The 26171-nt window shown below is 63.3% G+C and carries 24 protein-coding genes; 10 read left to right on the top strand and 14 right to left on the bottom strand.

Annotated elements, in window-relative coordinates; genetic code table 11:
* Position 1 precedes the first annotated feature (1 nt).
* The 4 genes from trpC to ACSQ8R_RS09165 all read left to right on the top strand — a co-directional run bounded on the left by trpC (position 2) and on the right by ACSQ8R_RS09165 (position 4012).
* Entirely contained in the window at positions 2–817 is an 816-nt protein-coding gene (gene trpC, locus ACSQ8R_RS09180) for an indole-3-glycerol phosphate synthase TrpC (RefSeq protein WP_436253057.1), read from the top strand.
* Positions 817–1296, top strand: a complete 480-nt coding sequence (gene moaC, locus ACSQ8R_RS09175) for a cyclic pyranopterin monophosphate synthase MoaC (RefSeq protein ID WP_436253056.1) — start codon at positions 817–819, stop codon at positions 1294–1296. The genes trpC and moaC overlap by 1 nt, the downstream gene beginning before the upstream one ends.
* A gap of 3 nt (positions 1297–1299) precedes the next feature.
* A complete protein-coding gene (locus ACSQ8R_RS09170) occupies positions 1300–2514 on the top strand; it encodes a molybdopterin molybdotransferase MoeA (RefSeq protein ID WP_436253055.1) in 1215 nt (404 codons plus the stop codon).
* 64 nt (positions 2515–2578) lie between these two features.
* Complete coding sequence (locus ACSQ8R_RS09165; RefSeq protein WP_436253054.1) at positions 2579–4012, top strand: cryptochrome/photolyase family protein; 1434 nt, start codon at positions 2579–2581, stop codon at positions 4010–4012.
* A 24-nt stretch (positions 4013–4036) separates the two neighbouring features.
* Here the strand turns inward: ACSQ8R_RS09165 and ACSQ8R_RS09160 are convergent, their stop codons facing one another.
* Entirely contained in the window at positions 4037–4441 is a 405-nt protein-coding gene (locus ACSQ8R_RS09160; RefSeq protein WP_436253053.1) for a VOC family protein, read from the bottom strand.
* 112 nt (positions 4442–4553) lie between these two features.
* Positions 4554–5696, bottom strand: a complete 1143-nt coding sequence (locus tag ACSQ8R_RS09155; RefSeq protein ID WP_436255425.1) for a citrate synthase — start codon at positions 5694–5696, stop codon at positions 4554–4556.
* Between the two features lie 79 nt (positions 5697–5775).
* Between ACSQ8R_RS09155 and ACSQ8R_RS09150 the strand changes: the two genes are divergently transcribed.
* The gene (locus ACSQ8R_RS09150) at positions 5776–6867 is read left to right on the top strand and encodes a citrate synthase/methylcitrate synthase (RefSeq protein ID WP_436253052.1); all 1092 of its coding nucleotides are present in this window, start codon (positions 5776–5778) and stop codon (positions 6865–6867) included.
* A 7-nt stretch (positions 6868–6874) separates the two neighbouring features.
* Here the strand turns inward: ACSQ8R_RS09150 and ACSQ8R_RS09145 are convergent, their stop codons facing one another.
* The 5 genes from ACSQ8R_RS09145 to ACSQ8R_RS09125 all read right to left on the bottom strand — a co-directional run bounded on the left by ACSQ8R_RS09145 (position 6875) and on the right by ACSQ8R_RS09125 (position 11914).
* Positions 6875–7645 (bottom strand): SDR family oxidoreductase, encoded by a 771-nt coding sequence (locus tag ACSQ8R_RS09145; protein WP_436253051.1) that lies wholly within the window; start codon positions 7643–7645, stop codon positions 6875–6877.
* Positions 7646–7783: 138 nt separating this feature from the next.
* Positions 7784–9412 (bottom strand): CTP synthase, encoded by a 1629-nt coding sequence (locus tag ACSQ8R_RS09140; protein WP_436253050.1) that lies wholly within the window; start codon positions 9410–9412, stop codon positions 7784–7786.
* Positions 9413–9547: 135 nt separating this feature from the next.
* Complete coding sequence (secG, locus tag ACSQ8R_RS09135) at positions 9548–10018, bottom strand: preprotein translocase subunit SecG (RefSeq protein WP_436253049.1); 471 nt, start codon at positions 10016–10018, stop codon at positions 9548–9550.
* Positions 10019–10114: 96 nt separating this feature from the next.
* Positions 10115–10885, bottom strand: a complete 771-nt coding sequence (gene tpiA / locus ACSQ8R_RS09130; protein ID WP_436253048.1) for a triose-phosphate isomerase — start codon at positions 10883–10885, stop codon at positions 10115–10117.
* 144 nt (positions 10886–11029) lie between these two features.
* Positions 11030–11914, bottom strand: coding sequence for an alpha/beta hydrolase (locus ACSQ8R_RS09125; RefSeq protein WP_436253047.1), 885 nt, complete (start codon positions 11912–11914; stop codon positions 11030–11032).
* 195 nt (positions 11915–12109) lie between these two features.
* On the opposite strand from ACSQ8R_RS09125, the gene parE reads away from it, so the two are divergent.
* On the top strand, positions 12110–14161 hold the full coding sequence (gene parE, locus ACSQ8R_RS09120) for a DNA topoisomerase IV subunit B (RefSeq protein ID WP_436255424.1): 2052 nt from the start codon (positions 12110–12112) through the stop codon (positions 14159–14161).
* A 42-nt stretch (positions 14162–14203) separates the two neighbouring features.
* Here the strand turns inward: parE and ACSQ8R_RS09115 are convergent, their stop codons facing one another.
* The gene (locus ACSQ8R_RS09115; protein WP_436253046.1) at positions 14204–16753 is read right to left on the bottom strand and encodes an HWE histidine kinase domain-containing protein; all 2550 of its coding nucleotides are present in this window, start codon (positions 16751–16753) and stop codon (positions 14204–14206) included.
* Positions 16754–17004: 251 nt separating this feature from the next.
* Here ACSQ8R_RS09115 and ACSQ8R_RS09110 point away from each other — a divergent pair, with 251 nt between their 5' ends.
* Complete coding sequence (locus ACSQ8R_RS09110; protein ID WP_436253045.1) at positions 17005–18225, top strand: AI-2E family transporter; 1221 nt, start codon at positions 17005–17007, stop codon at positions 18223–18225.
* Here the strand turns inward: ACSQ8R_RS09110 and ACSQ8R_RS09105 are convergent.
* Positions 18203–18661 carry a GNAT family N-acetyltransferase gene (locus ACSQ8R_RS09105; RefSeq protein ID WP_436253044.1) on the bottom strand — a complete coding sequence of 153 codons (459 nt, stop codon included), beginning with the start codon at positions 18659–18661 and terminating at the stop codon, positions 18203–18205. The two genes, ACSQ8R_RS09110 and ACSQ8R_RS09105, sit on opposite strands and share 23 nt — an antisense overlap.
* A 120-nt stretch (positions 18662–18781) precedes the next feature.
* Here ACSQ8R_RS09105 and ACSQ8R_RS09100 point away from each other — a divergent pair, with 120 nt between their 5' ends.
* The gene (locus ACSQ8R_RS09100; RefSeq protein WP_436253043.1) at positions 18782–19222 is read left to right on the top strand and encodes a hypothetical protein; all 441 of its coding nucleotides are present in this window, start codon (positions 18782–18784) and stop codon (positions 19220–19222) included.
* 8 nt (positions 19223–19230) lie between these two features.
* On the opposite strand, the gene ACSQ8R_RS09095 is transcribed toward ACSQ8R_RS09100, so the two are convergent.
* Positions 19231–20358, bottom strand: a complete 1128-nt coding sequence (locus ACSQ8R_RS09095; protein ID WP_436253042.1) for a DUF2336 domain-containing protein — start codon at positions 20356–20358, stop codon at positions 19231–19233.
* Positions 20359–20399: 41 nt separating this feature from the next.
* Between ACSQ8R_RS09095 and ACSQ8R_RS09090 the strand changes: the two genes are divergently transcribed.
* Positions 20400–21125, top strand: a complete 726-nt coding sequence (locus tag ACSQ8R_RS09090) for a hypothetical protein (RefSeq protein WP_436253041.1) — start codon at positions 20400–20402, stop codon at positions 21123–21125.
* On the opposite strand, the gene ACSQ8R_RS09085 is transcribed toward ACSQ8R_RS09090, so the two are convergent.
* Entirely contained in the window at positions 21115–21735 is a 621-nt protein-coding gene (locus ACSQ8R_RS09085; RefSeq protein ID WP_436253040.1) for a flavin reductase family protein, read from the bottom strand. The two genes, ACSQ8R_RS09090 and ACSQ8R_RS09085, sit on opposite strands and share 11 nt — an antisense overlap.
* Before the next feature lie 8 nt (positions 21736–21743).
* A complete protein-coding gene (locus ACSQ8R_RS09080) occupies positions 21744–22319 on the bottom strand; it encodes a nitroreductase family protein (protein ID WP_436253039.1) in 576 nt (191 codons plus the stop codon).
* A 106-nt stretch (positions 22320–22425) separates the two neighbouring features.
* Here ACSQ8R_RS09080 and ACSQ8R_RS09075 point away from each other — a divergent pair, with 106 nt between their 5' ends.
* Positions 22426–23412 (top strand): hypothetical protein, encoded by a 987-nt coding sequence (locus ACSQ8R_RS09075; RefSeq protein WP_436253038.1) that lies wholly within the window; start codon positions 22426–22428, stop codon positions 23410–23412.
* Between the two features lie 99 nt (positions 23413–23511).
* Here ACSQ8R_RS09075 and thrS read toward each other — a convergent pair whose 3' ends face one another.
* Together thrS and ACSQ8R_RS09065 are read right to left on the bottom strand one after the other, a co-directional pair.
* On the bottom strand, positions 23512–25524 hold the full coding sequence (thrS, locus tag ACSQ8R_RS09070; protein ID WP_436253037.1) for a threonine--tRNA ligase: 2013 nt from the start codon (positions 25522–25524) through the stop codon (positions 23512–23514).
* A gap of 125 nt (positions 25525–25649) precedes the next feature.
* On the bottom strand, positions 25650–26171 hold the full coding sequence (locus ACSQ8R_RS09065) for a DUF1697 domain-containing protein (protein WP_436253036.1): 522 nt from the start codon (positions 26169–26171) through the stop codon (positions 25650–25652).

Genomic DNA, 26171 nt, shown 5'->3' with positions numbered 1-26171 from the left:
CATGACGGATATCCTCAAGAAGATCGAAGCCTATAAGCGCGAGGAGATCGCGGCCGCGAAGGCGAGCGTGCCGCTTGCCGAATTGAAGGCCCGCGCCGCAGACCAGCCCGCCCCGCGCGGCTTCCATCGCGCGCTGAAGGCCAGGCAGGATGCCGGTGCTTTCGGCCTGATCGCCGAGATCAAGAAGGCAAGCCCGTCCAAGGGCCTGATCCGCCCGGATTTCGATCCGCCGTTGCTCGCCGAGGCCTACGAAGCCGGTGGCGCTACCTGCCTCTCCGTTCTCACTGACGGGCCGAGTTTTCAGGGCGCGCCGGAGTTCCTGACCGCTGCCCGCAACGCCTGTTCGCTGCCGGCGTTGCGCAAGGATTTCATGTTCGAGACCTACCAGATCCACGAGGCCCGCGCCTGGGGCGCCGATTGCATCCTGCTGATCATGGCCTCGCTTTCCGACGATGAGGCGCGCGCGCTTTATGACGTTGCCACCGAGCTCGGCATGGATGCGCTGATCGAGGTGCATGACGAGGAAGAGACCGAGCGGGCATTGAAGCTCCCCTCGCCGCTCATCGGCATCAACAACCGCAATCTTCGCACCTTCGAGCTCAGCCTCGAGACGAGCGAGCGGCTGGCGCCGATGGTGCCGTCCGACCGCCTGCTCGTCGGCGAAAGCGGCATCTTCACGCACGAGGATTGCCAGCGCCTGAAAAAGGTCGGCATCAACACTTTCCTCGTTGGCGAAAGCCTGATGCGCAAGGACGACGTGGCCGCCGCAACCCGGCTTCTGCTGACGGGCGAGGCCGCGGCCCAGGCGGCGGAATAATGACGGGCCTCACCCATATCGGCGCTTCCGGCGAGGCGCATATGGTCGATGTCGGCGACAAGGCCGAAACCACCCGCTCGGCGACCGCGCAAGGTTACGTGCGGATGCTGCCGGAGACGCTGGTGCTGATCCGGGAAGGCAATGCCAAGAAGGGCGATGTGATCGGCACCGCCCGGCTCGCCGGCATCATGGCCGCCAAGAAGACCTCGGATCTCATCCCGCTCTGCCATCCGCTGATGCTCACCAAGGTGGTCGTGGACATAACCGAGGACGAGACCCTTCCAGGGCTCAGGGTGACCGCCACCGCCAAACTCACCGGCAAGACCGGCGTCGAGATGGAAGCATTGACGGCCGCCTCGGTCGCCTGCCTGACCATCTACGACATGGCGAAGGCCGTCGACCGGGCCATGGAGATCGGCGGCATCCGCCTTCTCGAAAAGACCGGCGGCAAATCCGGAACCTACCGCGCGGAGGATTGAGACATGGCGCTGCTGCCCGTTTCCGAAGCGAAGAGCCGCCTTCTCGGCAATGCAAGCCCGATCGAAGCGGTGGAAACCGTCGCCCTCGGTGAGGCGGACGGGCGCGTACTCGCCGCCGAGCTGATCGCCCGCCTCACCCAGCCGCCCTTCCATGCTTCGGCGATGGACGGTTACGCGCTTAACGCGGCGGATGCCCCGTCGATCGGCTCCGAACTGACCGTGATCGGCACAGCCGCCGCCGGCCACGCTTTCGAAGGCTCGCTGAACAGGGGCGAGGCCGTGCGTATCTTCACCGGCGCGCCGGTACCGGAAGGCGCCGACTCCATCCTCATCCAGGAAGATGCGGAAAAGCTTGAAGGCAACCGGATTCGCACCAAGTTCGAAGTGGTCAAGGGCCGGCATGTCCGCCCCCGCGGCCAAGACTTTGTCGAGGGCGAAGCGGTCCTGCCGTCCGGCACGGTGCTCGACTTCTCGCATCTGACGGTTGCCGCTGCCATGAACCATGCCGCGCTCCCCGTTTACCGCCGTCCGCGCGTGGCAGTCCTTGCAACCGGCGACGAGCTTGTTGCGCCCGGTGCGACACCCGCAGCAGCGCAGATCATCGCTTCCAACACGTTCGGCGTTTCCGCCCTGGTGCGCGACAATGGCGGCGAGGTACTCGATCTCGGCATCGTCCGCGACGGGCCCGAGGATATCACCGCGGCGATCGACAAGGCCCGTGCTGCCGGGGCCGACGTGCTGGTGACCCTCGGCGGCGCCTCGGTCGGCGATCACGACCTCGTGCAGGCGACGCTGAAAGCCGCCGGCATGGAGCTGGATTTCTGGCGCATCGCCATGCGTCCGGGAAAACCGCTGATGGTCGGCGCTCTGGGCAATATGCACGTCCTCGGCCTGCCGGGAAATCCGGTCGCAAGCCTCGTTACCAGCCTGCTCTTCCTCGAACCCCTGATCCGCAAGCTCGCGCATCTGCCGGAAAGGCGCCGGGAGGTAGAGGGCGTCACGGCACACAGGCTGGCCGCCAACGACCAGCGCCAGGACTATCTGCGCGCCAGGCTGACGAGGGACCGCGACGGCAATCTGGTCGCCGAGGCGTTCGAGAAGCAGGATTCGTCGATGATGAAGATCTTCGCCCAATCCGATGGCCTCATCATCCGGCCGGCGCATGCGCCGGAACTGCCGGCCGGCGCCCCCTGCCCGATCCTGCTGATCCGCCCCTGACGGTGATCCGATCCTTTTTGAGATACGTACCTTGGGGCAGCAAATGCCCTGGACGGAGAAGACCGTGTCTCTTGAAAAACCGGCCCCGGCCCTCCTCTGGTTCCGCAAGGATCTGCGGCTCGATGACAACCCGGCGCTACACGCCGCGATCGAGGCCGGCGGTCCGGTCATCCCGGTCTATATCCGAGAACCGGAACATCTGAACATCGGGCCGCTCGGTGCCGCGCAGGCCTGGTGGCTGCACCACTCGCTTGCAGCGCTCAGGTCATCGCTGAAGTCCCTGGGCAGTGACCTCATCCTTGTCTCCGGCAAGGCCGAGGACGTGCTCGCCGATCTCGCCCGCAGGACCGGGGCGAAAACCGTTTTCGTCAACCGCGCCTACGAGCGGACGCTGGTCGATCGAGCCATTGCCGTCGAACTGAAGAAACACGATATCGCCATCCGAGCCTTCCACGGACAGCTCCTGCACGAGCCAAAGTCCATCCGCACAGGTGCCGGCAACCCCTTCAAGGTGTTTACCCCGTTCTGGAATGCGCTCCAGAAGGCCGGCGAGCCGACCGAACCAATCGACGCGCCGACGAAAATCCCCTCATCCGAGCATTTGCCCCCTTCCGAAAACCTCGACCACTGGGCTCTGCTGCCGGAGCAACCCGATTGGGCTTTGGACTTTGGGAGAATGTGGACGCCGGGCGAAGCGGGGGCGCGGGAAAGGCTCGCGGATTTCGTCGATCGCGACCTGCATGACTACAAGCGCGGCCGCGATCTGCCGTCGGTCGATGCCACCTCCCTCCTCTCGCCGCATCTGGCGTTGGGAGAAATCTCGCCGGCCCGCATCTGGCATGCCGTCCGGGGCCTGCATCTCAGGGCTTCGGAGGATGTTCTCCATTTCCGCCGAGAACTTGCCTGGCGCGACTTCTGCTACAATCTGCTGACCGAATTCCCCGAACTTCACGACAGGAACTGGGACGACAGGTTCGACGGCTTCAAATGGGAATACGACGCCAGCGAATACCGTGCTTGGACGAAGGGCCTGACCGGCTATCCGATCGTCGATGCCGGCATGCGCCAGCTCTGGCGCACCGGCTTCATGCACAACCGCGTCCGGATGATCACCGCGTCCTTCCTGATCAAGGACCTGATGATCGACTGGCGCAAGGGCGAAAGATGGTTCCGCGACACGCTGGTGGATGCGGACCCGGCCAACAATTCCGCCAACTGGCAATGGGTCGCAGGCTCCGGCGCGGATGCCTCGCCGTTCTTCCGGATCTTCAACCCTGTCCTGCAGGGCGAGAAATTCGATCCGGATGGCGATTACGTTCGGGAACATGTGCCGGAACTGGCAAGGCTGGATCGCAAATACGTCCACAAGCCTTTCGAAGCGCCGGAGCATGTGCTGGAAAAGGCGGGCATCGAGCTTGGCAAGACCTATCCCAAGCCGATCGTCGATCATGGTTTTGCCCGTGGCCGGGCACTTGCCGCCTACCGTGACATCCGTTGATCGAGCCGAGCTGCCAAGACGAAACTATTCCTCGTCCTGCCCGCGCTCGATCAGCACCCAGACATGGCCTGCGGGATCGAAGATAGACGCCACCTGACGGCCGTTCATGTCCGTCTGGATCCGGTCGCGCATCATGCCGCCGAATTCGAACGCCGCCTCGACGACGCCTTCGACATCCGGCACGGTCAGCTGGAAGATGGTGCTGACGGCACCGTCGTTTTTTGGATGGTAAGGCCCCTGATAGGAAGGCGCCGACTCTCTTTCAGGGTCGGATCCGCAGACGACGATGCCGATCGATCCAAGCTGCAGCTCGATCATCGTCAGCCGCAGCATTTCATAGGAATTCGTTTCCGTGGCACCGAATACGTTCTTGTAGAACTCAGCGGTTGTCCGTTCGCGGCCCTGCGCCACGAAAAGGCTCAAACTCAAGCTAAAATCGCTGCCCAACATTGCGGTGCCCATCCTGATTCGCATGCGAGAATAGAAGAGTTTCCGTCACACTGTCATGGCGGCATGAAAGACCGTCAGCTTTTGCGGCCGGCTATACACCGGAATCGCCGCCCGGCCCGGCATAGCGGGCCCTCGGCCGGATCAGGTGTCCGCTTTCGACCTGCTCCATGGCATGCGCGAGCCAGCCAGCAGTCCGGGAAAGCGCGAAGATGACGAGCGGTGCGTCTTCCGGAAGCTCGAAGGTCGCGGCAAGTGCTGCCAGCGCGAAATCGATATTGATCGGTTCGCCGAGCAGGTCCTCACCAGCCTCCGCAAGCAAGCCATAGAGCTGCGGCGCTTCGAAACTCGCCATCAGCGCCCGCGCCCGTGGATCGCCGTGCGGATAGAGCCGATGGCCGAAGGGCCTGACGACGCCTTCCGAGGACAGCATGCCGCGGATCGCCTCGCGCACCCCGACCGATGCCGCCTTTTCCACGAGCGTCGTGACACTGATCCACGCGCCGCCATGCCGCGGGCCCGTGAGTGTTGCAAGGCCCGAGAGCGCCGCGGCAGAGAGTGCGGCGCCCGACGACGCCGTCACGCGCGCCGCAAAGGCTGAAACATTGAGCTCGTGTTCGGCCGCCAGCACCAGTGCCTTGCGGATCGGCTCGGCCGCATCGGGACGCCGCCAGCCGAACGCCAGCCGCTCATGCAGCGGCAGCCGCTCCGGCCAGGGCGCGAGCGCCATGGCTGCGGTCGAGAGCACGTCGGCTGCTTCGGCGCGCAGGATGAAAGGTTTCCGGTGGAGCGCCGGCAGGTCGCCCATGACGCGGGCCGCAAGCCCGGCAAAGGCGGCCGACATGCGGGTGGATTCGCCTTGCCCTGCCCCGCCCGCCGCGACGTGCACGCTTTCCGTGTCCCAGAGCAGCGCGGCCACCTCCTCCAGCGTCGCATGCCCGCAAAGCTCGACAGCGTCGCGCCCGCGATAGAAAAGCTGTCCGCCCGAGATCGTCGAGATTGCCGTCGGCAGGACGGGATCACCCCAGCGGATCGCGTCTGCCGCCACCGCCGCCGATTGGCGTCGTCCGGCATGGCGTTCCGCGAGACGCTTGACGTCGTCGGCCTGGTAGAGGCTGCGGCGCGGGTCGGCCGGATCCGCCTTCGCCCGGATGCGGCCTCGGCTGACATTGGCGTAGAGCGTCTGCGGTTTGGTCCCGAGGAGGGAAAGCGCCTCTTCGGCTGTGATCCAGAGCATGTTCATATTGATCGATTGCATCAAGATTGACGTCAATAAGACTAAGTCCGATCATCCTTCAGGTAAAGGAGAAACACCCATGAAAAACAACGGACTTGAAGATGTCATCGCCGCCGAGACCCGGCTTTCGGACGTGGACGGGGAAGCGGGCCGCCTCGTCATCCGCGGCGTCTCTCTCGACCTGCTCGTCTCGCACGCGACCTATGAAGGCGTTGCCGTACTGCTGCTGGATGGCCTGCTGGAACAACCCGTCACCCCGGCCGATCTGAAGATCCGCCTTGGCGAGGCCCGCGCCGAGGTTTTTTCGCATGTGGGTGCCGCGGATGATGCGCTTTTGAACCTGCCGCCGGTCGATGCCATGCGCGCCCTGATCGCGCGGCTGCCGGATGGCGAGAATCTCGAAACGGCCCTGCACCTGCTCGCCGCTCCTGCCGTCTTCCTGTCGGCCGTGCTGAGGCTCCAGAAGGGGGAGACACCCGTGGCGCCGAGGCCGTCACTCTCGCAGTCCGCCGATATTCTCGCCATGCTGAATGACCGCCTGCCGACGCGGGAACAGGTCGCAGCGCTCGACGCCTATCTGGTGACGATCTCCGACCACGGTCTCAACGCCTCGACCTTCGCCTCGCGCGTCGTCGCCTCGACCAAGGCGGGCCTTACCTCCAGCGTGCTTGCGGCGATCAGTGCGCTGAAAGGCCCGCTGCATGGCGGCGCGCCTGGACCCGTACTCAACATGCTGGATGCCATCGGCACGCAGGAGAACGCCAAACCGTGGCTTGCCGATGCGCTCGACCGCGGCGAGCGGCTGATGGGCTTCGGCCATCGCATCTACCGCGTTCGCGACCCGCGCGCCGATGCGCTGAAACATGCTTTGCGACCGCTTGTCGCCACCGGTCAGGTGGATCTCGATCGGATCCGGCTTGCCGAGGCGGTGGAACAGGCAGCGCTTGCCATCCTCAGGGAGCGCAAGCCCGACCGGCCGCTCGACGTCAACGTGGAATTCTACACCGCCCTGCTGCTCGACGCGCTGAAATTCCCGCGAGAATCCTTCACCGGTGTCTTTGCCATCGGCCGCACGGTTGGCTGGATCGCCCACGCGCGCGAGCAGGCGCTGGAAGGCCGGCTGATCCGCCCGCGTTCGGTCTATGTCGGCCCGCTGCCGCGGGCGGCGTGACCTGCGATCACATCTGTATCGACATGCCGCCGTCGATGGTCAGCACATGGCCGTTGACGAAGGAGCCGGCGTCGCTTGCCAGGAACAGCGCGGCACCGGCGATTTCTTCGGGCTTGCCCCACCGCTGTAGCGGCACGCGCCGGCGCATGAAGGCGATCATCTCGGGATCTGCGGAAATCCCCGCATTGGTCTCGGTGGCGAACATTCCCGGCGCAATCGCATTGCTGGTGACGCCGAACGGGCCGTATTCGGCCGCAAGGCTCCGGACCAGACCGGTCAGCCCCTGTTTGGCGATGGGATAGATGGCGTCGCCCGGGCGTGCCATGCTGCCGATGATCGACGTGATCGAGATGAGACGGCCATGGCCCTGCGCCTTCATGATGTCAGCGGCACCGCGAGACAGGGCAATCGCGGAGAGCAGGTCGGTCTGGATCAGGTCCAGGATTTCGGCATCGCTGAACGCCGCAAACACACGCCGGTCGCGGGCACCGACATTGTTGATCAGGATATCCAGCCGGCCATGATCCGCGTGAAGCCTGGCGATTACCTCCCGTCCGGCATCGAGATCCGCGACATCGAAGGCGGCGGCACTCGCCTTGCCGCCCGCGCTGGCGATCGAAGCCACGGCCCGTTCGAGCGTGTCGCTCGATCGGCCGCTGAGCACGACATGCGCGCCGGCCTCCGCCAGGGCCTTCGCCATCTGCAGGCCAAGCCCGCGACCGTTGCCGGTGACGAGCGCCACGCGCCCCTCAAGAGAAAATCTGTCAAAAATACCCATGTCGCACCGCTGAAATGAAAAGAACAATTCCGGCGAGCATAGGGGATGTCGCAGCAATGCCGCCAGTGCGAAAAACGGAACATCTCCGCCCGATAGCAAAAAGGCAGGGTGCGTGACCCTGCCTTTTGTCGGATGTCCTCAAACGAGGCGGCTCTGTTCCAGCGCCGCTTCGATGAAGCTTGCAAACAGCGGATGCGGATCGAGCGGCCGGCTCTTCAGCTCCGGATGGTACTGGACGCCGATGAACCACGGATGGTCCGGATATTCGATCGTCTCCGGCAGGACGCCGTCCGGCGACATGCCCGAGAAGACCAGGCCGCAATTTTCCAGCCGGTCCTTGTAGTCGATATTCACCTCGTAACGGTGACGGTGACGCTCGGAAATATCGGTCGAGCCGTAGATCTCGGCGATCTTGGTGTCCTTCTTGAGCGCCGCCTTGTAGGCACCGAGGCGCATCGTGCCGCCGAGGTCGCCGGCCGCCGAGCGGACTTCGAGCTCGTTGCCCTTCACCCATTCGGTCATCAGGCCGACCACCGGCTCCTTGGCGGGGCCGAATTCCGTCGACGATGCCTTCTCGATGCCGGCTAGGTTGCGGGCTGCCTCGATGACCGCCATCTGCATGCCGAAGCAGATGCCGAAATACGGCACCTTGCGCTCGCGCGCAAAGCGCGCCGCATGGATCTTGCCCTGCGAACCGCGCTCGCCGAAACCGCCCGGCACCAGGATGCCATGCACCTTTTCGAGCCAGGGCGCCGGATCTTCCTTCTCGAAGATCTCCGATTCGATCCACTCGAGGTTTACCTTGACATGGTTGGCGATACCGCCGTGGTGCAGCGCTTCGATCAGCGACTTGTAGGCGTCCTTGAGGCCGGTGTACTTGCCGACGATCGCGATCGTCACTTCGCCTTCCGGCGTGCGGATGCGGTTGCAAACCTCTTCCCAGGCTTCGAGGCGCGGCTTGGGGGCCGGCTCGATGCCGAAGGCGGCGAGCACCTCGTTGTCGAGGCCTTCCTTGTGATAGGCCATCGGCACGTCGTAGATATTGGCGACGTCGAGCGCCTGGATGACGGCGGACGGACGCACGTTGCAGAACAGCGACAGCTTGCGGCGTTCGGCTTCCGGGATTTCCCGGTCGGCCCGTACCAGGAGGATGTCGGGGGCGATCCCCATCGCCTGCAGTTCCTTGACGGAGTGCTGGGTCGGCTTGGTCTTCAGTTCGCCGGCGGCCGGAATGAACGGCATCAGCGTCAGGTGGAGGTAGATCGCGGTGCCGCGCGGCAAATCGTTGCCGAGCTGGCGGATCGCCTCCATGAACGGCATCGCCTCGATATCACCGACCGTGCCGCCGATCTCGCAGATGACGAAATCGTAGTCGTCATTGCCTTCGGTGACGAAATCCTTGATCTCGTTGGTGACGTGCGGGATCACCTGGACAGTCGCGCCGAGATAGTCGCCGCGGCGTTCCTTGTCGATGATGTTCTTGTAGATGCGACCCGTGGTGATGTTGTCGGTCTTCGTCGCCGAACGCCCCGTGAAGCGCTCGTAATGACCGAGATCGAGGTCTGTTTCCGCCCCGTCGTCGGTGACGAAAACCTCGCCATGCTGCGTCGGGCTCATCGTGCCCGGATCGACGTTGAGATAAGGATCGAGCTTCCTCAGCCGAACCCGGTAACCTCGTGCTTGTAACAAAGCTCCGAGTGCCGCGGCCGCAATTCCTTTTCCGAGGGAAGAAACCACGCCGCCAGTTATGAATACATATCGCGCCATGGGATTCACCGGATACCTTTTCATTGGTGATTCCGCCAGCCCAAATCGTCTGCTTTATAAAAACGGCTGTGGAATCTTCACAAAATAAAACCGGCAGGCTTTTGGCCTGCCGGAGCTTGAAACGTTGGTCGAGCCTTACTGGCCGGTCGGAACACCCGTCGGCGCAGCCGGAGCGGCGGGGGCCGAACCGGTAGCGGGGGCCGCAGGAGCGGGCGTTGCAGGGGCAGCACCGGTCGCCGGGGTTGCCGGAGCGGATGCGCCGGAACCGGACGGAACGCCGTTGCCTGCCGGAGCGGGTGCCGGTGCCGGGCCGAGCTGGTCGAGAATGCCGCCGCCCGTGCCCTGCAGGCTTTGCGGGATGCGGTTCAGGATGTCGCTCGGGCGGGATTCGTACCGGGCCAGGATACCGAGTGCCAGCGAGGTGATGAAGAACAGCGTCGCGAGGATGGCGGTCGTGCGGGTCAGCGCATTGGCGGTGCCGCGTGCCGACATGAAGCCGGAGCCTCCGCCGATGCCGAGCCCGCCGCCTTCGGAGCGCTGGATCAGCACGACGCCGACGAGCGCCAGCACGATCATGAGATGAATAACGATCAGAACGGTCTGCATGAATTAAAGATCCCTGCCCCTCGACGAGGCAATAGAAGAAGATTGGCGGCTCTTTACATGAGGCTCGCGTGCATTCCAAGCCCTTATCAAAAAGCTTTAGGCCGTCAGTCCCTCATAGACCCGATAGATGGCGAGAAAGTCCTCGGCTTTCAAGCTCGCGCCGCCGATCAGTGCGCCATCGACATTCTCGACGCCCATCAACTGCCGGGCATTGCCCGGCTTCACGGAACCGCCATAGAGGATGCGCATCACCCTGCCCTCGTCGCCGAACCGCTTGATGAGTTCTGCCCGCATGAAGGCATGGGCGATTTCGATGTCCTCGACTGTCGGCGTCAATCCCGTGCCGATCGCCCAGATCGGTTCATAGGCGACAACGGTGTTTTCGGAGTTTGCCGACTGGGGCAGCGAGCCGAAAATCTGGCGTTTCAGGATGTCGAGGGTCTGGTAGGCGTCGCGTTCGTCACCGGTTTCGCCGATGCAGACGATTGCAGTCAGGCCGGCCGCATAGGCGGCCTCCGCCTTGGCGCGGACCAGATGGTCGGTCTCGGCATGGTCCGCACGGCGTTCGGAATGTCCGACGATCACATAGGTGCCGAAGCAGTCGGCGATCATCTCCGCGGAAATGTCACCGGTGTGGGCGCCGCATGGGTTCTGGTGGCAGTCCTGGCCGCCGATCTCCAGCGGGCTGTCGGTCGACAATGCGGTTGCGACATAAAGCAGCGTCGCCGGCGGGCAGATCAGCGTATCGACCTTCTCCGACAACGGCCCCATCACGCCGTCGGCAATGGTTTTGATTTCGGTCAGGAACTCGCGGGTGCCGTTCATCTTCCAGTTTCCGGCAACGAGCGGGCGCACATCAGGCGTCATCGGCAATTATTTCCTCTCCGTTCGGTTCCGACCAGCAAAACCGAAGCCTCCTTGTATTCGCGAAACTGTTTTTAGACATATCCTGCATGAATTGGTATGCAAAAGACAGGTTTTGGTTCAGGACCTTGGTTAACAGCCGGCAGCTCAGCGGCTGGTCAGCAGAAAATTCAGGACCTTCCTCCAATCGACCATCCGGATCGGCGTGCCGTGGCTGCCGGTGGCGAACAGCGTGAACCGGGTCGGATAGCGGGCGGCCTTCAGCTTGCGGTAGACCGCTTCCTGATCCTCGGACCTGTAGACGCTGTCATTGCCGCCATGCGCGAAATAGATCGGCAGCCTGCGCTTGGCGAGCGCCGATTTCGGCAATCCCGGGTCCGGCGGGCCACCGAGCAGCGCGACCCCCTTCAGATACCGCACGGCCTGCTTGTCCCGGCTGATGCCCTGGCAGATGAACCCGCCCATAGAGGCGCAGGCGAGGATCACCGGCCGTCCGGAGGACTGATCAGACGCGTAGCGGATCAGCGCCGCGATATCGGCGACCCCCTTGTCGTCGAATGACGTGACGCTCGGCGAATAGTAGGTGCCGCCATTGCCGGTGGCGAGGTTCTTCAGCCGGTTGAAATTGCCGCCGAACGTGTAGTCGTTGACGCCGAGCCGGCGGTCGCCGCCGCGACCATGGATGAAGATCACCGTGAAGGCGGCGTCCTCGGCCTGTCCCACCCTGGTGACATCGAGCCGGCGCCCGGCAAGGTTAAGCGTCTCGTTCTGCTGGTCGCGCCTGACGCCCAGGGAAACATACTCGTCCTTGACGCGCCGTTCCGGCTCGCGGTCGCGGCCGTTGATGTCGCGCATTTCCTGGTAGTCGATCACCTCGTGGGCGCCGCCGTCCGAGGATTGGAGCACCGTCATGCGGGAAAACAGCTCGTCCTTGAAGGGCTTGATCGGCCCTTCCTGCGCGTTTGCCGGCATGGCGACAAGAGGGACGAGAAGAGCAAGAACCGTGCCGAAAACGAAATGAACTGTGGACATGCTTGGTTTCATCAGGTTCCCTCAGCCTCGCAAGCTTGCCATGGCCCGATCGGCGCAGCATTGGTGAAAAACGACCGTTTCCATGCGGCATCGCGAAAAAGCCGGGTTTCTGGCAGAATCGCGAGTGATTCGAAACAGCACGAGATGGGTATGGCTTCCTCTTCCGCACCCCGACAGGTAGTACCGACGCAGCCGATGGATGACAATAACGACCTTTTTGCCGATTTGCCGGTGACAGCCAAGGCGGTCGCCGTCGAACCCGCGCCCGCCCTCAAGGCGGAGCCCTCGACGCCGCGGCCTGCCCCCGCGACCTTGTCCGGCGACGACTACGGCGCCTCCTCGATCCGCGTGCTCGAAGGCCTGGAACCGGTGCGCATGCGCCCCGGCATGTATATCGGCGGCACCGACGAAAAGGCGATGCACCACCTCTTCGCCGAAGTCATCGACAACTCGATGGACGAGGCGGTTGCCGGCCATGCGGACTTCATCGACGTCCATCTCGATGCCGAGGGTTTCCTGACCGTCACGGACAACGGCCGCGGCATCCCGGTCGAGAACCATCCCCAGGTGCCGGGCAAGTCGACGCTCGAAGTGATCATGACCAAGCTGCATGCCGGCGGTAAGTTCGACGGCAAGGCATACGAGACATCGGGCGGTCTGCACGGCGTCGGCGTTTCCGTCGTCAACGCGCTGTCCGACCTTCTCGAAGTCGAAGTCGCCCGCAATCGCAAGCTCTACCGCCAGCGCTTTTCGCGCGGCGTGCCGCAGGGCGGCCTCGAAGAACTCGGTGACGTCCACAACCGCCGCGGCACCAGGGTGCGCTTCCATCCCGATCCGCAGATATTCGGCGACCACGCGAAATTCGATGCCGGCCGCATCTTCCGCATGGCGCGCTCCAAGGCCTATCTGTTCGGCGGTGTCGAAATCCGCTGGAGCTGCGATCCGGGCATGGTTCCCGCCGGCGGCGACATCCCGGAAAAGGCGGTCTTCCACTTCCCCGGCGGCTTGAAGGATTATCTTTCCGCTACGCTCGGCAAGGACTTTACGGTCACCCGCGAAATCTTTGCCGGTCGCACCGAAAAGACCGGCGGCCACGGCGCGATGGAATGGGCGATCACCTGGTATGGCGGCGATCCGGAACTGCATTCCTATTGCAACACCATCCCGACCCCTGAAGGCGGCACCCACGAGGCGGGTCTGCGCATCGCGCTCACCAAGGGCCTCAAGAACTATGCGGACCTGACCCAGAACAAGCGTGCGAAGGACATCACCACCGACGACGTGATGATCTCGGCGGTCGGCATGCTCTCGGTCTTCATCCGCGAGCCGGAATTCGTCGGCCAGACCAAGGACAAGCTCGCGACCGTCGAAGCCCAGCGCATCGTCGAAAATATCCTGCGCGACCCCTTCGACCACTATCTTGCCGGCAATCCGGCCGAGGCGGCGAAACTCCTCGAATGGGTGATCGAACGCGCCGAAGAGCGCCTGCGCCGCCGCAAGGAAAAGGAAGTCAACCGCAAGACGGCCGTGCGCAAGCTGCGGCTGCCCGGCAAGCTCGCCGACTGCTCGCAGAACACCGCTGAAGGTGCCGAACTCTTCATCGTCGAAGGTGACTCGGCAGGCGGTTCCGCCAAGCAGGGCCGCAACCGTGCCAACCAGGCCATCCTGCCGCTACGCGGAAAAATCCTCAACGTCGGCAGCGCCAGCCGTGAAAAGCTCTCCGCCAACCAGCAGATCGCCGATCTCATCCAGGCGCTCGGCTGCGGCACCCGGACGAAATACCGCGAGGAAGACCTTCGCTACGAGCGCATCATCATCATGACCGATGCGGACGTCGATGGCGCCCATATCGCCTCGCTACTGATCACCTTCTTCTACCAGGAAATGCCAGAACTCATCCGCGGCAACCACCTGTACCTGGCGGTGCCGCCGCTCTACGTGCTGCGCCAGGGCGGCAAGACCGTCTATGCGCGCGACGATGCCCATCGGGCGGAGCTGATGGACACGGTGTTCAAGGGCAAGAAGGTCGAGATCGGCCGCTTCAAAGGCCTTGGCGAAATGATGGCGGCGCAGCTGAAGGAAACCACCATGGATCCCGCCCATCGCACGCTGCTGCGCGTTTCGATCGACGACGTGGATTTCGAAGGCACCCGCGAAGCGGTCGACAACCTGATGGGCACGAAGGCGGATGCCCGCTTCCGTTTCATCCAGGAGCGTGCCGCGTTCGCCGAAAACCTCGATATCTGAGCCGGATTTCCGGCTCGCATACCCCCGGCATGGCCATGAATGTCAGCTCCGTTCGCCGAGCACCTTAGTAACGGCGCCGATCAAGGCCGCCGCCTCATAAGGCTTGAGCACGACCGGAGCCGAAAAATTTGCCTGTACGATCGACTTGTCGCTGTAGCCGGTCGCGAAAATGAAGGGGATGTCCCGGCGGATCAGTTCCTCGGCGATCGGCAGCGATGTGCCGGAGCCGAGATTGACGTCGAGGATTGCGACATCGAACGTAAGTTCCTTGAGCTTGCGGAAAGCGTCCGCAACCGAGGGCGTCGTCGTCACCTTGTCGATGCCATGCTCGGCAAGCATCGCTTCCACATCCGCGGCAATCAGCATCTGGTCCTCCACCAGCAGAAATTCGAGGTCCTGAAGCCGGGGCGCGGCTTTGCCTTGGCCAACGGCGCTGCTGTGCTCCTCGACTTCGGCTTCCGCCAACTCCTCGTCGCCGTGGATGTGTTTCGACGGCATCACGAAGCGCGCCGTCACCCCTTCGGGCGGATACTCGATCTTCGCCTCGCCCTCCAGCTCGTAGGGTACGCTGCGGTTGATCAGGACGCTGCCAAAACCGGCGCGTGAGGGGAGGCTTACCGGCGGCCCGCCATTTTCGGTCCAGACGAGTTCGCAATCATTGTTGGCAAGCCGTCGCCACTCGACATCCAACCGTCCGCCGTTGACGGAGAGCGAGCCGTATTTTGCTGCATTGGTCGACATCTCGTGCAATACCAGCGCCATCACGGAAAAGGCGCGGCTGTCGAGCCAGATACGCGGCCCCTTGAGCGTAACGCTGCGCGTTCCTTCCCTGTAGGGCTTCAGCTCCGCTTCGAGAAGATCGGATAGCACGCCGCCGTCGCCGCCGCGCACGACCTGGTCATGGGCAAAGGCAAGCGCCTGGATGCGTCCCTTGAGCGAGCCGACATAGTCCTTGAGGCTGACCTCCGCATCGACCGAATGCCCGATCAGCGCCTTGATCACCGCAAGGATGTTCTTGACCCGGTGGTTGAGCTCCTCGTTCAGCATCCGCTGGCGCACGTCCGCCTTGCCGCGTTCGTCGGCCAGCAGTTCGTTGTGATGGAGGACCACCTCGACAAGCACCGCACGGATCGCATCGGCGATCTCGCGGTCGCCATCGGTCCAGGGCGACGCCTGCTGATGCACCATCTCCTTCCAGATGGCGAAACTGCTGCGCGGCGTCAGCCGGTCTCCGAGCGGCCCCGTCTCGTAGGTTTTTTCAGGATTGCCCGCCCAGTTGAGCGTCTGCACCATTTCCCGGCGGAAGAAGAACAGGTAGTCGCGCGGTCGTTGCGAGAGCGGAATGGCTAGCACGCCGCAGATCGTCTCCGGAGAAATGTGCAGCCCCGGCAGATCCACGGAAAGCTGGAAACTGGACCAGATCCTGCCGCCTGCGACACCGCCGACCAATTCCGCGAGCTCTGCTATCAGGCTCTGCGGCGGCACCGCCCCTTCGCCGGTCCATACGCCGTCGAGCAGCAGGCCGACGCCGTCGCAGGCCAGCATCTGGCTGAATTCGCCAAGCGAATTGCGCAGCAACCCGGTAATGTTCGCATGGTGGGAGGCTGCCTGCAGGAAGCGGTCGAGCGACCGTCGCGCCTGTCCCGCCGTCTCCATGAGCTGCCGCTGCTTTAATGCGCTCAGATGCAGCGAGAAGAACTCTCCAAAGGTCTCCGCCGCCACCCGCTGCGGCATCGAAAGCACTTTCGGAGAATAGTGGTGGCAGGCGATCAGGCCCCAGAGCTCGTCGTCCACCACGACCGAAATCGACATCGAAGCTGCGACGCCCATGTTGCGCAGATATTCGCAATGGACTGGCGAAACGCTGCGCAGGTGCGCGAAGGACAGATCGAGCGCGCCGCCTGCCTCGTCGGTTTCCGGCACGATCGGGATGCGCGGGTTGCTGGCGTCGGAAATCACCCTGACGGTGTTCTTGACGTAAAGCGCGCGGGCCTGTTTCGGGATGTCCCCGGCCGGGAAATACTGGCCCTTGAAGCTTTCGAGGTCGCGCCTCTTGTATTCGCTGACGACTTTTCCGGAACCGTCCTCCTCGAAACGATAGATCATCACCCGGTCGTAACCGAGCATCGCATAGATCAGTCGCGCCGAGCTTTCGATCAGCCGGTCGAGGCTGGCGACGTTGCGGATGCGGCTGATCAGCATGCGCGCCACTTCGAGCGGCTGGTCGGAATCCGTCGATGCCGGCTCGAACTCCAGGATCACCTTGGACTCGAAACGATGGATCGCGACGTCGAAAGCGGCCCCGGAGGCAAACCTGAGACCATGCCGAAGCGCCGGCCTCGCCGGGTTGTCGGATGTGGCGAGCGCATTGCGCAATGTATGCGCCGCCTCCCCGCCGACAATCTCCTCCAGCCGCCGGCCGTTGATGTCTCCCGTGATCGAAAGCATGTCCGCCACATTGGCGGAGTGTTGTACGATCTCCGCGCCTGCGGCGTCGCAAGCGATAAGGCATCCATGAGGTTGAATGCTGCCGGGGATATGGATCGGCTCTCGGTCGCAATTGCTAAGATCGACCGCATCCCTGTGAGGCATATTACAAGTCCCTGAAGACAGTCCGACCAATAGAATGAGGAGAGCAGACGCTTCGGCATCCCTAAGGTTGGGAAAACTTCATCAAGAAGGTTTGCATCATACTTCCGGCTCTGCCGGAAGGCGATTTCATATTTCTATCGCATCTGCCGTCTAGGGCAAGGAGTAAGCTTCCTTTTAATGGATGACGCATTAGTCTTGTACCGGGGAACCTCATAAGCCATATGATGGGGAAAATGAAAAAAGGAAATTCGGTGAGCGGAAATAACGATCGCAAAGGCCCGAAAGAGCCGCGCTGGCTTGGGCCGGTCGCACCGAGCAGGGTCGCGCTCATTCCGCCGATCTCCGCTGCTCGCTGGCTGCTCGTGCTCGTCGCCGCTGCCGGCATCTATTTCTTCCACGGCTTCCTGGTCCCGGTTCTCGCCGCCCTTGTCATCGGCTTTGCGAGCTGGCCGCTCTATCGGGAACTGCTGCGCCGTACCGGCGGAAACACCACGATCGGCGCCTCGCTCGCCATCATCTTCATCCTCACCTTCCTCATCGTGCCGATCGGCATCGCGATCTCCTATACGATCGGCGAGGTGCGTCAGTGGATCGTCTGGGCGGCCGAAGTGAACCGTTTCGGCGCCCCGCCGCCGGCCTGGATCACCGGCCTTCCCTGGGTAGGCGAATGGCTCGGCATCCAGTGGGTCCAGCATGTCGGCTCGCCCGGTGCGGTCGGCGAACTCATTCAGATCGTCTCGGGCGCCAATATCGGCAATATCTACCGCGCCATCGTGGCGGCGGGCGACGGCGCCTTCCATCTCGTGCTGACGCTGCTCTTCATGCTGATCGCGCTGTTCTTCGTCTATCGCGACGGCGGCTCCTTCAGCGAGCAGATCGACCTTCTCGGCGAGCGCATCCTGCCGACCCGGTGGGAGCGGATTTCGCGTGTCGTTCCAAGGACGATCAGTTCGACCGTGACCGGCCAGACGCTGATTGCAATCGGCGAAGGCATCGTGCTCGGCATCGCCTACTGGATCGCCGGCGTCCCCTCGCCCGTCACGCTCGGTGTCCTTACCGGGCTGATGGCGCTTATTCCGGGCGGTGCGCCGCTGTCGTTCACGCTGATCTCGTTTTATCTGGTCGCCAACGGCGCCTATGTCGCCGGCGGCGGCCTTTTCCTCTGGGGCACGGTCGAACTCTTCATCGTCGACAAGACGCTGCGGCCGCGCCTGGTCGGCGGCCCGATCAAGCTTCCCTTCCTGCCGACCTTTTTTGGCCTCGTCGGCGGTGTCAGCACCATGGGTTTCCTCGGCCTGTTCATCGGCCCGGTCCTGATGGCGCTGCTCGTCTCGATCTGGCGCGAATGGATCCGGGAAGTGAAGATGGCCGATGTGACCGAGGTCGAATCGGCCGACCTGGCCAAAGGGCCGGCGGCATCCCCGGACCTTCCGCCCGATCTTCCCGTGGTCAGGAAAGTCTCTTCTCCATGAAGATGCTGAGCGGATCGGGCCGGTAGTTTGAAAACGGCCCGATCTCTGAAAAGCCACAGGCGCGATAAAGCCCGATCGCCTGCGGTTGATGAATGCCTGTCTCCAGCCGGATCACCGACAGGTGAAGCTCTGCGCCGTGTTCCAGGATCGCATCCATCAGTCGCTTGCCGAGTTTCAGCCCCCGCGCCGCCTCATCGACGAACATCCGTTTGATCTCGCCGGTGCCGTCACCCGCCTTGACCAATGCGCCGCAGCCCAAAATCGTGTCTCCATCGCGCGCCACGAAGAAGGAAACGTCGGGTCCCTCGAGTGTCGCGACGTCCACCATGTGATTGCTCTCAGCGGGATAGAGCGAGGCCGCATAGGCGTCGGAGAGTTCAAGAAGCTTCAGCACGCCCGCCTGGCGCGGCGGTTCGATCGCAATCTTGACGGTCATTTCGGCCTCCGGGAGCTTTGGCATGAGCATGGCTTAGCGGATGCGGCATGCCCGCGAAACCTGCCTTGGTCGGGTCAAGATTGTCCGATTTAGATCATCCACCACATTCAAGGGGACGAGATGAATTCCGCACTGATTGTCATGACCATTCTCGGCTGCAACGACGCCGGAACGGATTGCCACTATATCGCCACCGCTGAAAACCGCTGGCCGAGCATTGAAATGTGCAATTCGGTGTCGGAGCAGCAGCTGTCCGGTTATGCCAGCCAGCCCTATCCGATGTTGATCGCCGTGTGCCAGAAGCCGGAAGCCGTGGAGATCGCCAATGCCCCGACGCCGCAGGCTCGACCCGAGACGCCGCCCGCACCAGCCGGTCAACCCGCCGCGGTGCCTGCCCAGGAACCGGTGACGCAGCAGGAGAAGGAAACGCTTGCGGGCCGCGCCATCCAACGGGTCAGGACCGTGCTTCCGACCACCGAAGGGGTGAAGACGCTGATGACCAGTCCGGTGCGGCTGGTCGAGAACGGCTATTCCTGGGTCGCCAAGAAATTCCAGCGCTGAGCCGGCAGTTAAGCCGCCAGCGACACTTCGTTGGCGTATGACCGCGCACTGAGCCGGACTTCCAGCCGATGCAGCTTCTCGATCATGTCGAGGAGGTCCGACACCGGCGAAAGCTGCATGTCCGGCCGCTGGAACTTTTCGAGCAGCAGGCCGGCGATATTGTCGAGCGCGCCGTTTGCCGCAGCCTTGCGCCAGAGGAAGACCGCTTCGACGAAGACGGCAGCGATATCCCGCCCGAGGCCGCAGGCTTCGAAGAGCGCCCGAACCGCGTGCATACGGCCGGTCGCAAGGATCGCCCGCACACGGCGGTCGTCGAGCCCGGACAGCGAAACCATCGCGCCGGCGAAAAAATCCACCTTGCCGCTGCAGAGCGCGTGGATGAGGAAGGCGGGCGTCAGCCGTCCGGCGGTGCGCAAATGCTCGACCAGGCCGGGGATTTCCTCCTGCGGCACGGTGCCGGCAATGGCGACGGCCGCTGCCTCTCCCGCCTCGCGGGTCATGTGCTCGATCCGCGCCGGCGCCATGCTGGTCCGCACCAGTCCGGAGCCCGCAAGTGCCGCGGTGATGTGATTGACGAGCATGTGACGGGCATCCGCCGGCAGCGCGTCGCGCTCCAGCAGCAGGTTGCGGATTTCGCAGCAATGCCCGAACCGCTCAGCTATCCGCCGGAGCGAAACCCGGGTGACCGAGGCGGTGTCGTTTTCCAGCAGGATAGTGACTTCGCATTCGTCGCCGATCTCGGCGATCGCGGCTGCAACCCCGCGCGAAAGGTTCGGCCTCGCGGCGATCATTCCACGGGTGAGACTGTCGCTGCGCCCGGCAAGATCGACGAGGTCGCTTTCGGTGAGCACGGGCGAGCAGGCGATGACCGTGCAGGCGATCTCCGGCTGGTCTTCGGCAAGGCACACGATGACGGCGCGCGGCGCATCGGGGGAATCCGCCAGCGCCTCCGCCAGCGCCAGTCGCACGTGCGGCGAGGGATCGTCGAGGAGATAGGTCATGGCAAGCGCCGCGGCCCGATGCTGCTCGCCACCCATGGGTGAGCGAAGATAGGCCCGGCCGAGAGCATTGGCCGCCTTCGCCCGCTCGCCTGTTCTTGCTGTTTCAGCCCAACGAAGAAATGCCTGTACGATCACACTCGGCCTCGACTACACATGCCAGTTCGGATCTGGCTGGCTTGATCAGTTACGCTAGCGCCAAAAAGTTTAAGATTGGTTCACCACGTTCCTTAACCATGGCGAAGTCCTTGAAAATACGGTCCTGGTATATCGTCGATCCCGCCGCAAAGCCCGAAGCGATCCATTCGGCGGGGGCGGATCTGACCGTGCTCGACCTCGCTGATGCCCCTGAGTCGTGGAATGCGGTTGGGGACTTTTGCAGGGGATGGGCCGGCCTGGCGCCGGCCGCGGACCTGGCGTTCCTCCTGCCGGTTTTCTCTTCGGCACGGACGGAGGCGGCTGTCGATCTCGCCATCCGGCATGGCGCCGCCTCGGTCGTGCTCCGGGGCGCCCGCAACGGAGCCAAAGTCCAGAGGCTCGACATGGCGTTGCGTGTATCGGAAATCCGCTCAGGGCTGGCGCCGGGCATGACGCGGATCGTCGCGCTTGCCGATGCGGCCGGCATCCTCGCGGCCTCCAGCTTCGAACGCTGCAGCAATCGTCTGGTGGCCCTCGGCTGGGAAGGTGGCTACGGCCCCTCCTCCGACACCGCGTATTTTGCCGCTGGAACCGTCGCGCTCGCTGCCGCTGCTACGGGTATAGCCGCCATCGACGCCGTCTCGCCCGCGGGGGACACGGCTCCCCTCCAGTCTGATTGCGAAAGAGCAAGAGCGAACGGTTTCTCCGGCAAGTTCTGCCGCCGTCCCGATCAAATTCCGATCATCAATCGGATTTTCAGTTTTTAGGATCGGCGCCCGCCGGTCGGGTCATTTCGAACACGTCAGCCCCGCCGTCGGAATAGTCGCGATAGCCCATGCGGGCGATCGGCCGGGCGAGCCCCATGTCGATCCGCCCGTTGCGGAGAATCTCCTCGCTGATATGGATGCCGACCACCTGGCCGAAAACCACGTAGGCGTCCGCCGGCACGCCGTCCAATCCCACCGGCTGGATCACTTGCGTGACGCGGCATTCCAACGCCGTATAGGCTTCCGCGACGTAGGGCGCGTCGATGAGTTCCGCCATCTTGGCGGTCAGCCCCGCCACCTCGAACTCGTTGACGCCGTAGGGCACGGCCTCCGACGAGGCGTTCATCTGCGCGGCCAGATGACGGCTTGCGAGGCTTGCGGTGAAGACGCCGGTTTCCTCGGCGTTCTTCAGGCTGTGCTTGCGGCCGCTGGACGAGAACATCACCAGTTTGGGGTTGTCGGAGATGGCGTTGAAGAAGGAGTAGGGAGAGAGGTTCATCGACCCATCCCTGCCCTTCGTGCCGATCCAGCCGATCGGGCGCGGGGCGACGATCGCCTTGAAGGGATCGTGCTTCAGTCCATGCTGGTTGGTATCGGTGGAGTAGAACATCGAAAATCCTATTCGGCGTAGCTGACGATCTGCGACAGTTCCGGCCGCGGCCGGTCGGGCGTCGGGAAGTCGCTCGAACCGATATGGATGAACCCGGCGACCTTTTCGCCCGGCTTGATGCCGAGGAGAGCCAGCGCCTCGTCGTCGTAGGCGACCCATTCCGTACGCCAGTTGGCGACGTAGCCGTGCGCGCTTGCGGCCATCAGCATGTTGAAGCAGACGGCGCCGGCCGAGAGTACCTGTTCCCATTCGGGGATTTTCGGATGCGGTGCCGCGGTGCTGACGATGGCGACGACCAGCGGGGCGCGTGTGAAGCGCGTCAGTTCGGCCTGCCGGGCGGCGTCGGCCATGTCGGGTGCCTTCCTGAGCGACAGGGCCAGAAACTGCTCGCCGAGCGTCCTGCGCACGTCGCCGCGATAGACGATGACGCGCCAGGGAGCCAGCTTGCCGTGATCCGGGATGCGGGTTGCGAAGGTGAGAATCGCCTCCAGTTCCTCCTGCGAAGGAGCCGGCTCCTTCATTTGGGCGACCGGCGTGGAATGCCTGTCGCGCAGGAAATCGATGAGTTTAATATCATTTTGCATGGTCAAAGCTTTCATTTGGAGCTGGCGTCGTGGGAAGGTCTTGAAATTGCCTTGTCATTGGTCTTCAAGTGACGTCTCGGAAAACAAGAGTCAACCGGTACGACAAATGGCAGGCACTTCCCTTGCGGCACGCTGGTTTCTCGCCGGAGCGATGGCTCTCGGCTCAGCTTTCAGCGCATCCGCTCAGGAAGACGCCTTCAAGAATTTTCGCGCGCTTGACAGCACGGCGAAGATGCCCAAGCTGAACGCCTTCTCGGCCTTGCCGGGCGGCCCGCCCGGCGCGCTCTCGAGGGACGTGCAGTTCGATGCCAAACTGACGTCCGACGGCCAGCCCATGCAGGAAGGCCTCACCTGGCGCGTTTTCAGCCCGATCGCCGGCGAAGACGGGAAATTGCCGCTGGTGGCCAGTTCCGAAGGCGGCTCCGCGTCGTTCCAGCTCGCACCAGGCGACTATTTCGTCAACTGCGCCTTCGGCCGCGCCGGCGTTACCAAGAAACTGAAAGTCCCCGAAAACGGCAACATGCCGAAACAGACGCTGGTGCTCGATGCTGGCGGTTTCGTCCTCAATGCGGTTGCCGGTACCGACCAGCGCATCCCGCCCAAGGAGCTGAGCTTTTCGGTCTATTCCGCCGAAGTGCGCGACAACGGCGATCGGGCGCTGGTGATGTCGGACGTGAAGCCGAATACTGTCGTGCGACTGAATGCCGGCACCTATCACGTCGTCTCGGAATATGGCGACGTCAATGCGGTAGTGCGGGCCGATATCCAGGTGGAGGCCGGCAAGCTCACGCAGGCCGTTCTGCAGCATCGTGCCGCCCAGATCACCCTGAAGCTGGTTTCCCAACCGGGCGGGGAAGCGATTGCCGATACGGCCTGGTCCGTCCTGACCGCCGCCGGCGACGTCGTCAACGAAAGCGTCAGCGCCTTCTCGACCATGGTGCTGGCTGAGGGCGAATATCTCGCCGTCGCCCGCAACAAGACCAAGATCTACCAGCGGTCGTTCACCGTCAAAGCCGGCCGCAATACCGAGGTCGAGGTGCTGATGCGCGATACGCCTCAGATGGCTGGCGCGGTTGCCAACGACCGGAACTAGCCGCTTCGAGCCCGGCAACATCCTTTTGCACCGACATTGCTGTTTTCTGACAGCGCCTGCTTCCACAGGCGCTGTCAGGGATTGGATCAGGGGATCGGATCAGGCGGCTGCCTTTGCCGCCTTCCTGGCTTCGAGGCGACGCAGCACGTCCGGCGGCGTTGCTTCATGCGACAGCGAGGCGATCGCTTCGTCCAGTGTCATCGAGGTCTGGGCCTGCGAGCCGAGACGGCGGATATTGACCGAACGCTCCTCGGCTTCCTTTTTGCCGCAGACGATGATGACCGGCACCTTGGTGACCGAATGCTCGCGGATCTTGTAGTTGATCTTCTCGTTGCGGAAATCGGTCTCGACGACCATGCCCGCATCGCGGAGCGCTTCCGCCACCTCGCGGCCGTAATCGTCGGCGTCCGAGGTGATCGTCGCCACCACCACCTGCATCGGGGCGATCCAGAGCGGCATGTGGCCGGCGAAGTTCTCGATCAGGATGCCGAGGAAACGCTCCATCGAGCCGCAGATGGCGCGATGGATCATCACCGGCTGGGTCTTTTCCGAGTTCTGGTCGATGTAGAACGCACCAAACCGTTCCGGCAGGTTGAAGTCCACCTGGGTGGTGCCGCACTGCCATTCGCGGCCGATCGCGTCCTTCAGCGTATATTCGAACTTCGGCCCGTAGAAGGCGCCCTCGCCCGGCAGGATGCCGGTCTTGATGCGGCCTTCCGACTGCGCCTCGATCGTCTTCAGCACATCGAGCATGACGGATTCGGCACGGTCCCAGAGTGCGTCGGTACCGACGCGCTTGTCCGGTCGTGTCGAGAGCTTGACCACGACTTCCTTGAAGCCGAAATCCTCGTAGACCGACAGGATCAGGTCGTTGATCCGCAGGCATTCGGCGGCCATCTGCTCGTCGGTGCAGAAGACATGAGCGTCGTCCTGGGTGAAGCCGCGGACGCGCATCAGACCGTGCAGTGCGCCGGATGCTTCATAGCGATGCACGAGGCCGAATTCCGCAAGCCGGATAGGCAGTTCGCGATAAGACTTCAAGCCATGCTTGAAGATCTGCACGTGACCTGGGCAGTTCATGGGCTTTAGCGCAAAGACGCGATTGTCCGCTTCCTTGTCGTCCGGATGCGTGAAGGCATAGGCAGACTTCACCGCGAACATGTTCTCCTGGTACCAGCCCCAGTGGCCCGACGTCTCCCAGAGCGAGGCATCGAGAACCTGCGGTGCGTTGACCTCCTCATAGGTGCCGGCCAGCCGGCGGCGCATATAGGCGGTCAGCGTCTGGAACATGCGCCAGCCCTTGCCGTGCCAGAACACGACGCCTGGACCTTCTTCCTGGAAATGGAAGAGGTCCATTTCCCGGCCGAGCTTGCGATGGTCGCGCTTTTCGGCTTCGGCCAGCACATGCAGGTACTGGTCGAGTTCTTCCTGGGTCGCCCAGGCGGTGCCGTAGATGCGGGTCAGCATGGCGTTGTTCGAGTCGCCGCGCCAATAGGCGCCGGCAACCTTCATCAGCTTGAAGGCCGTGCCGATCTGGCCCGTCGAGGCCATATGCGGACCGCGGCAGAGGTCGAACCAGTCGCCTTGATAATAGATCTTGAGATCCTGGTCCTCCGGGATCGCATCGATCAGCTCGACCTTGTAGCCCTCGCCCTTCGCGGCGAAGACTTCTCGGGCCTTCTCACGAGACCAGACCTGCTTGGTGAACGGTTTGTTGCGGCCGATGATTTCCTTCATCTTCGCCTCGATCTTCGGCAGATCGTCGGGCGTGAAAGGCGCGTTGCGGGCGAAATCGTAATAGAATCCGTTCTCGATCACCGGGCCGATGGTGACTTGCGTGCCGGGCCAAAGCTCCTGCACGGCCTCCGCCATCACGTGGGCGGCGTCGTGGCGGATAAGCTCCAGCGCCCGGGCGTCGGTGCGGGTGACGATCTCGATCTTTCCGTCAGCCACCGGCTCGGCAAGGTCCTGCACGGTGCCATCGATGGTGACGGCGACCGCCTTCTTGGCGAGCGACTTGGAAATGCTCTCGGCCACGTCACGGCCGGTCGTGCCTGCGTCGAAAATGCGGACGGAGCCATCGGGAAATGTAAGGGAAACGGATTGGGACATGTCTTCTCCTGTCCAGTCCCGCCAACGAATGCGGGTGGTGTTGGAATAAATGGCGGTTCGCCGTTGGAGCGCAGCCGGCGTGGCTGATAAATGTTTTTGGCGTTTTAGTAAAGGCGAGCGGCCGATCAGCCGATCATTTCGGCCAGTCCGGCGACCGTATTGGCATTGCGGATCGTACCGATGCCGAGTTTCTTGGTGGTCATCGCCGAGAGCAGCCGCGTCTCGCTCGCCCTGCCGCCGAAATCCACCCAGAGATCGCCGTCGACGATCGAAATCTTCTCCTCGCCGCGGTGGCGTTCGAGCAGGTCGAGGACGCTGTCGTCGAGCGGCTTTCGCATCACCCGCACGCCGACCTCGGAACCTTCTCCCGACGGAAAGGGATTGCCGGCCGCGAGCTTCAGCCAATCCGCACCGGTCCTTGCGATGATATCGACATGTTTGGCGAACCGCTTTTCGAAAGCCGTCTCCAGTCGCTGCTCGATATCGCCGATCGACGACCTGCCCGTTTCGAAGACGAGGTTGCCGGTCGAAACCAGGGTCCGGCAGTTCCGGTAACCGAGCTCCTCCGCCATGGCACGCAGATCCGCCATGATGACCCGCCTGCCGGGTGCGAGGACGATGCTGTGCAGCAGTGCGACATAGATCAT

The organism is Neorhizobium sp. LjRoot104 (assembly GCF_964253725.1).
Classification (GTDB): domain Bacteria; phylum Pseudomonadota; class Alphaproteobacteria; order Rhizobiales; family Rhizobiaceae; genus Neorhizobium.
The sequence above is the reverse complement of the archived record's forward strand: the minus strand, read 5'-3'. Positions and strand labels throughout refer to the sequence as shown.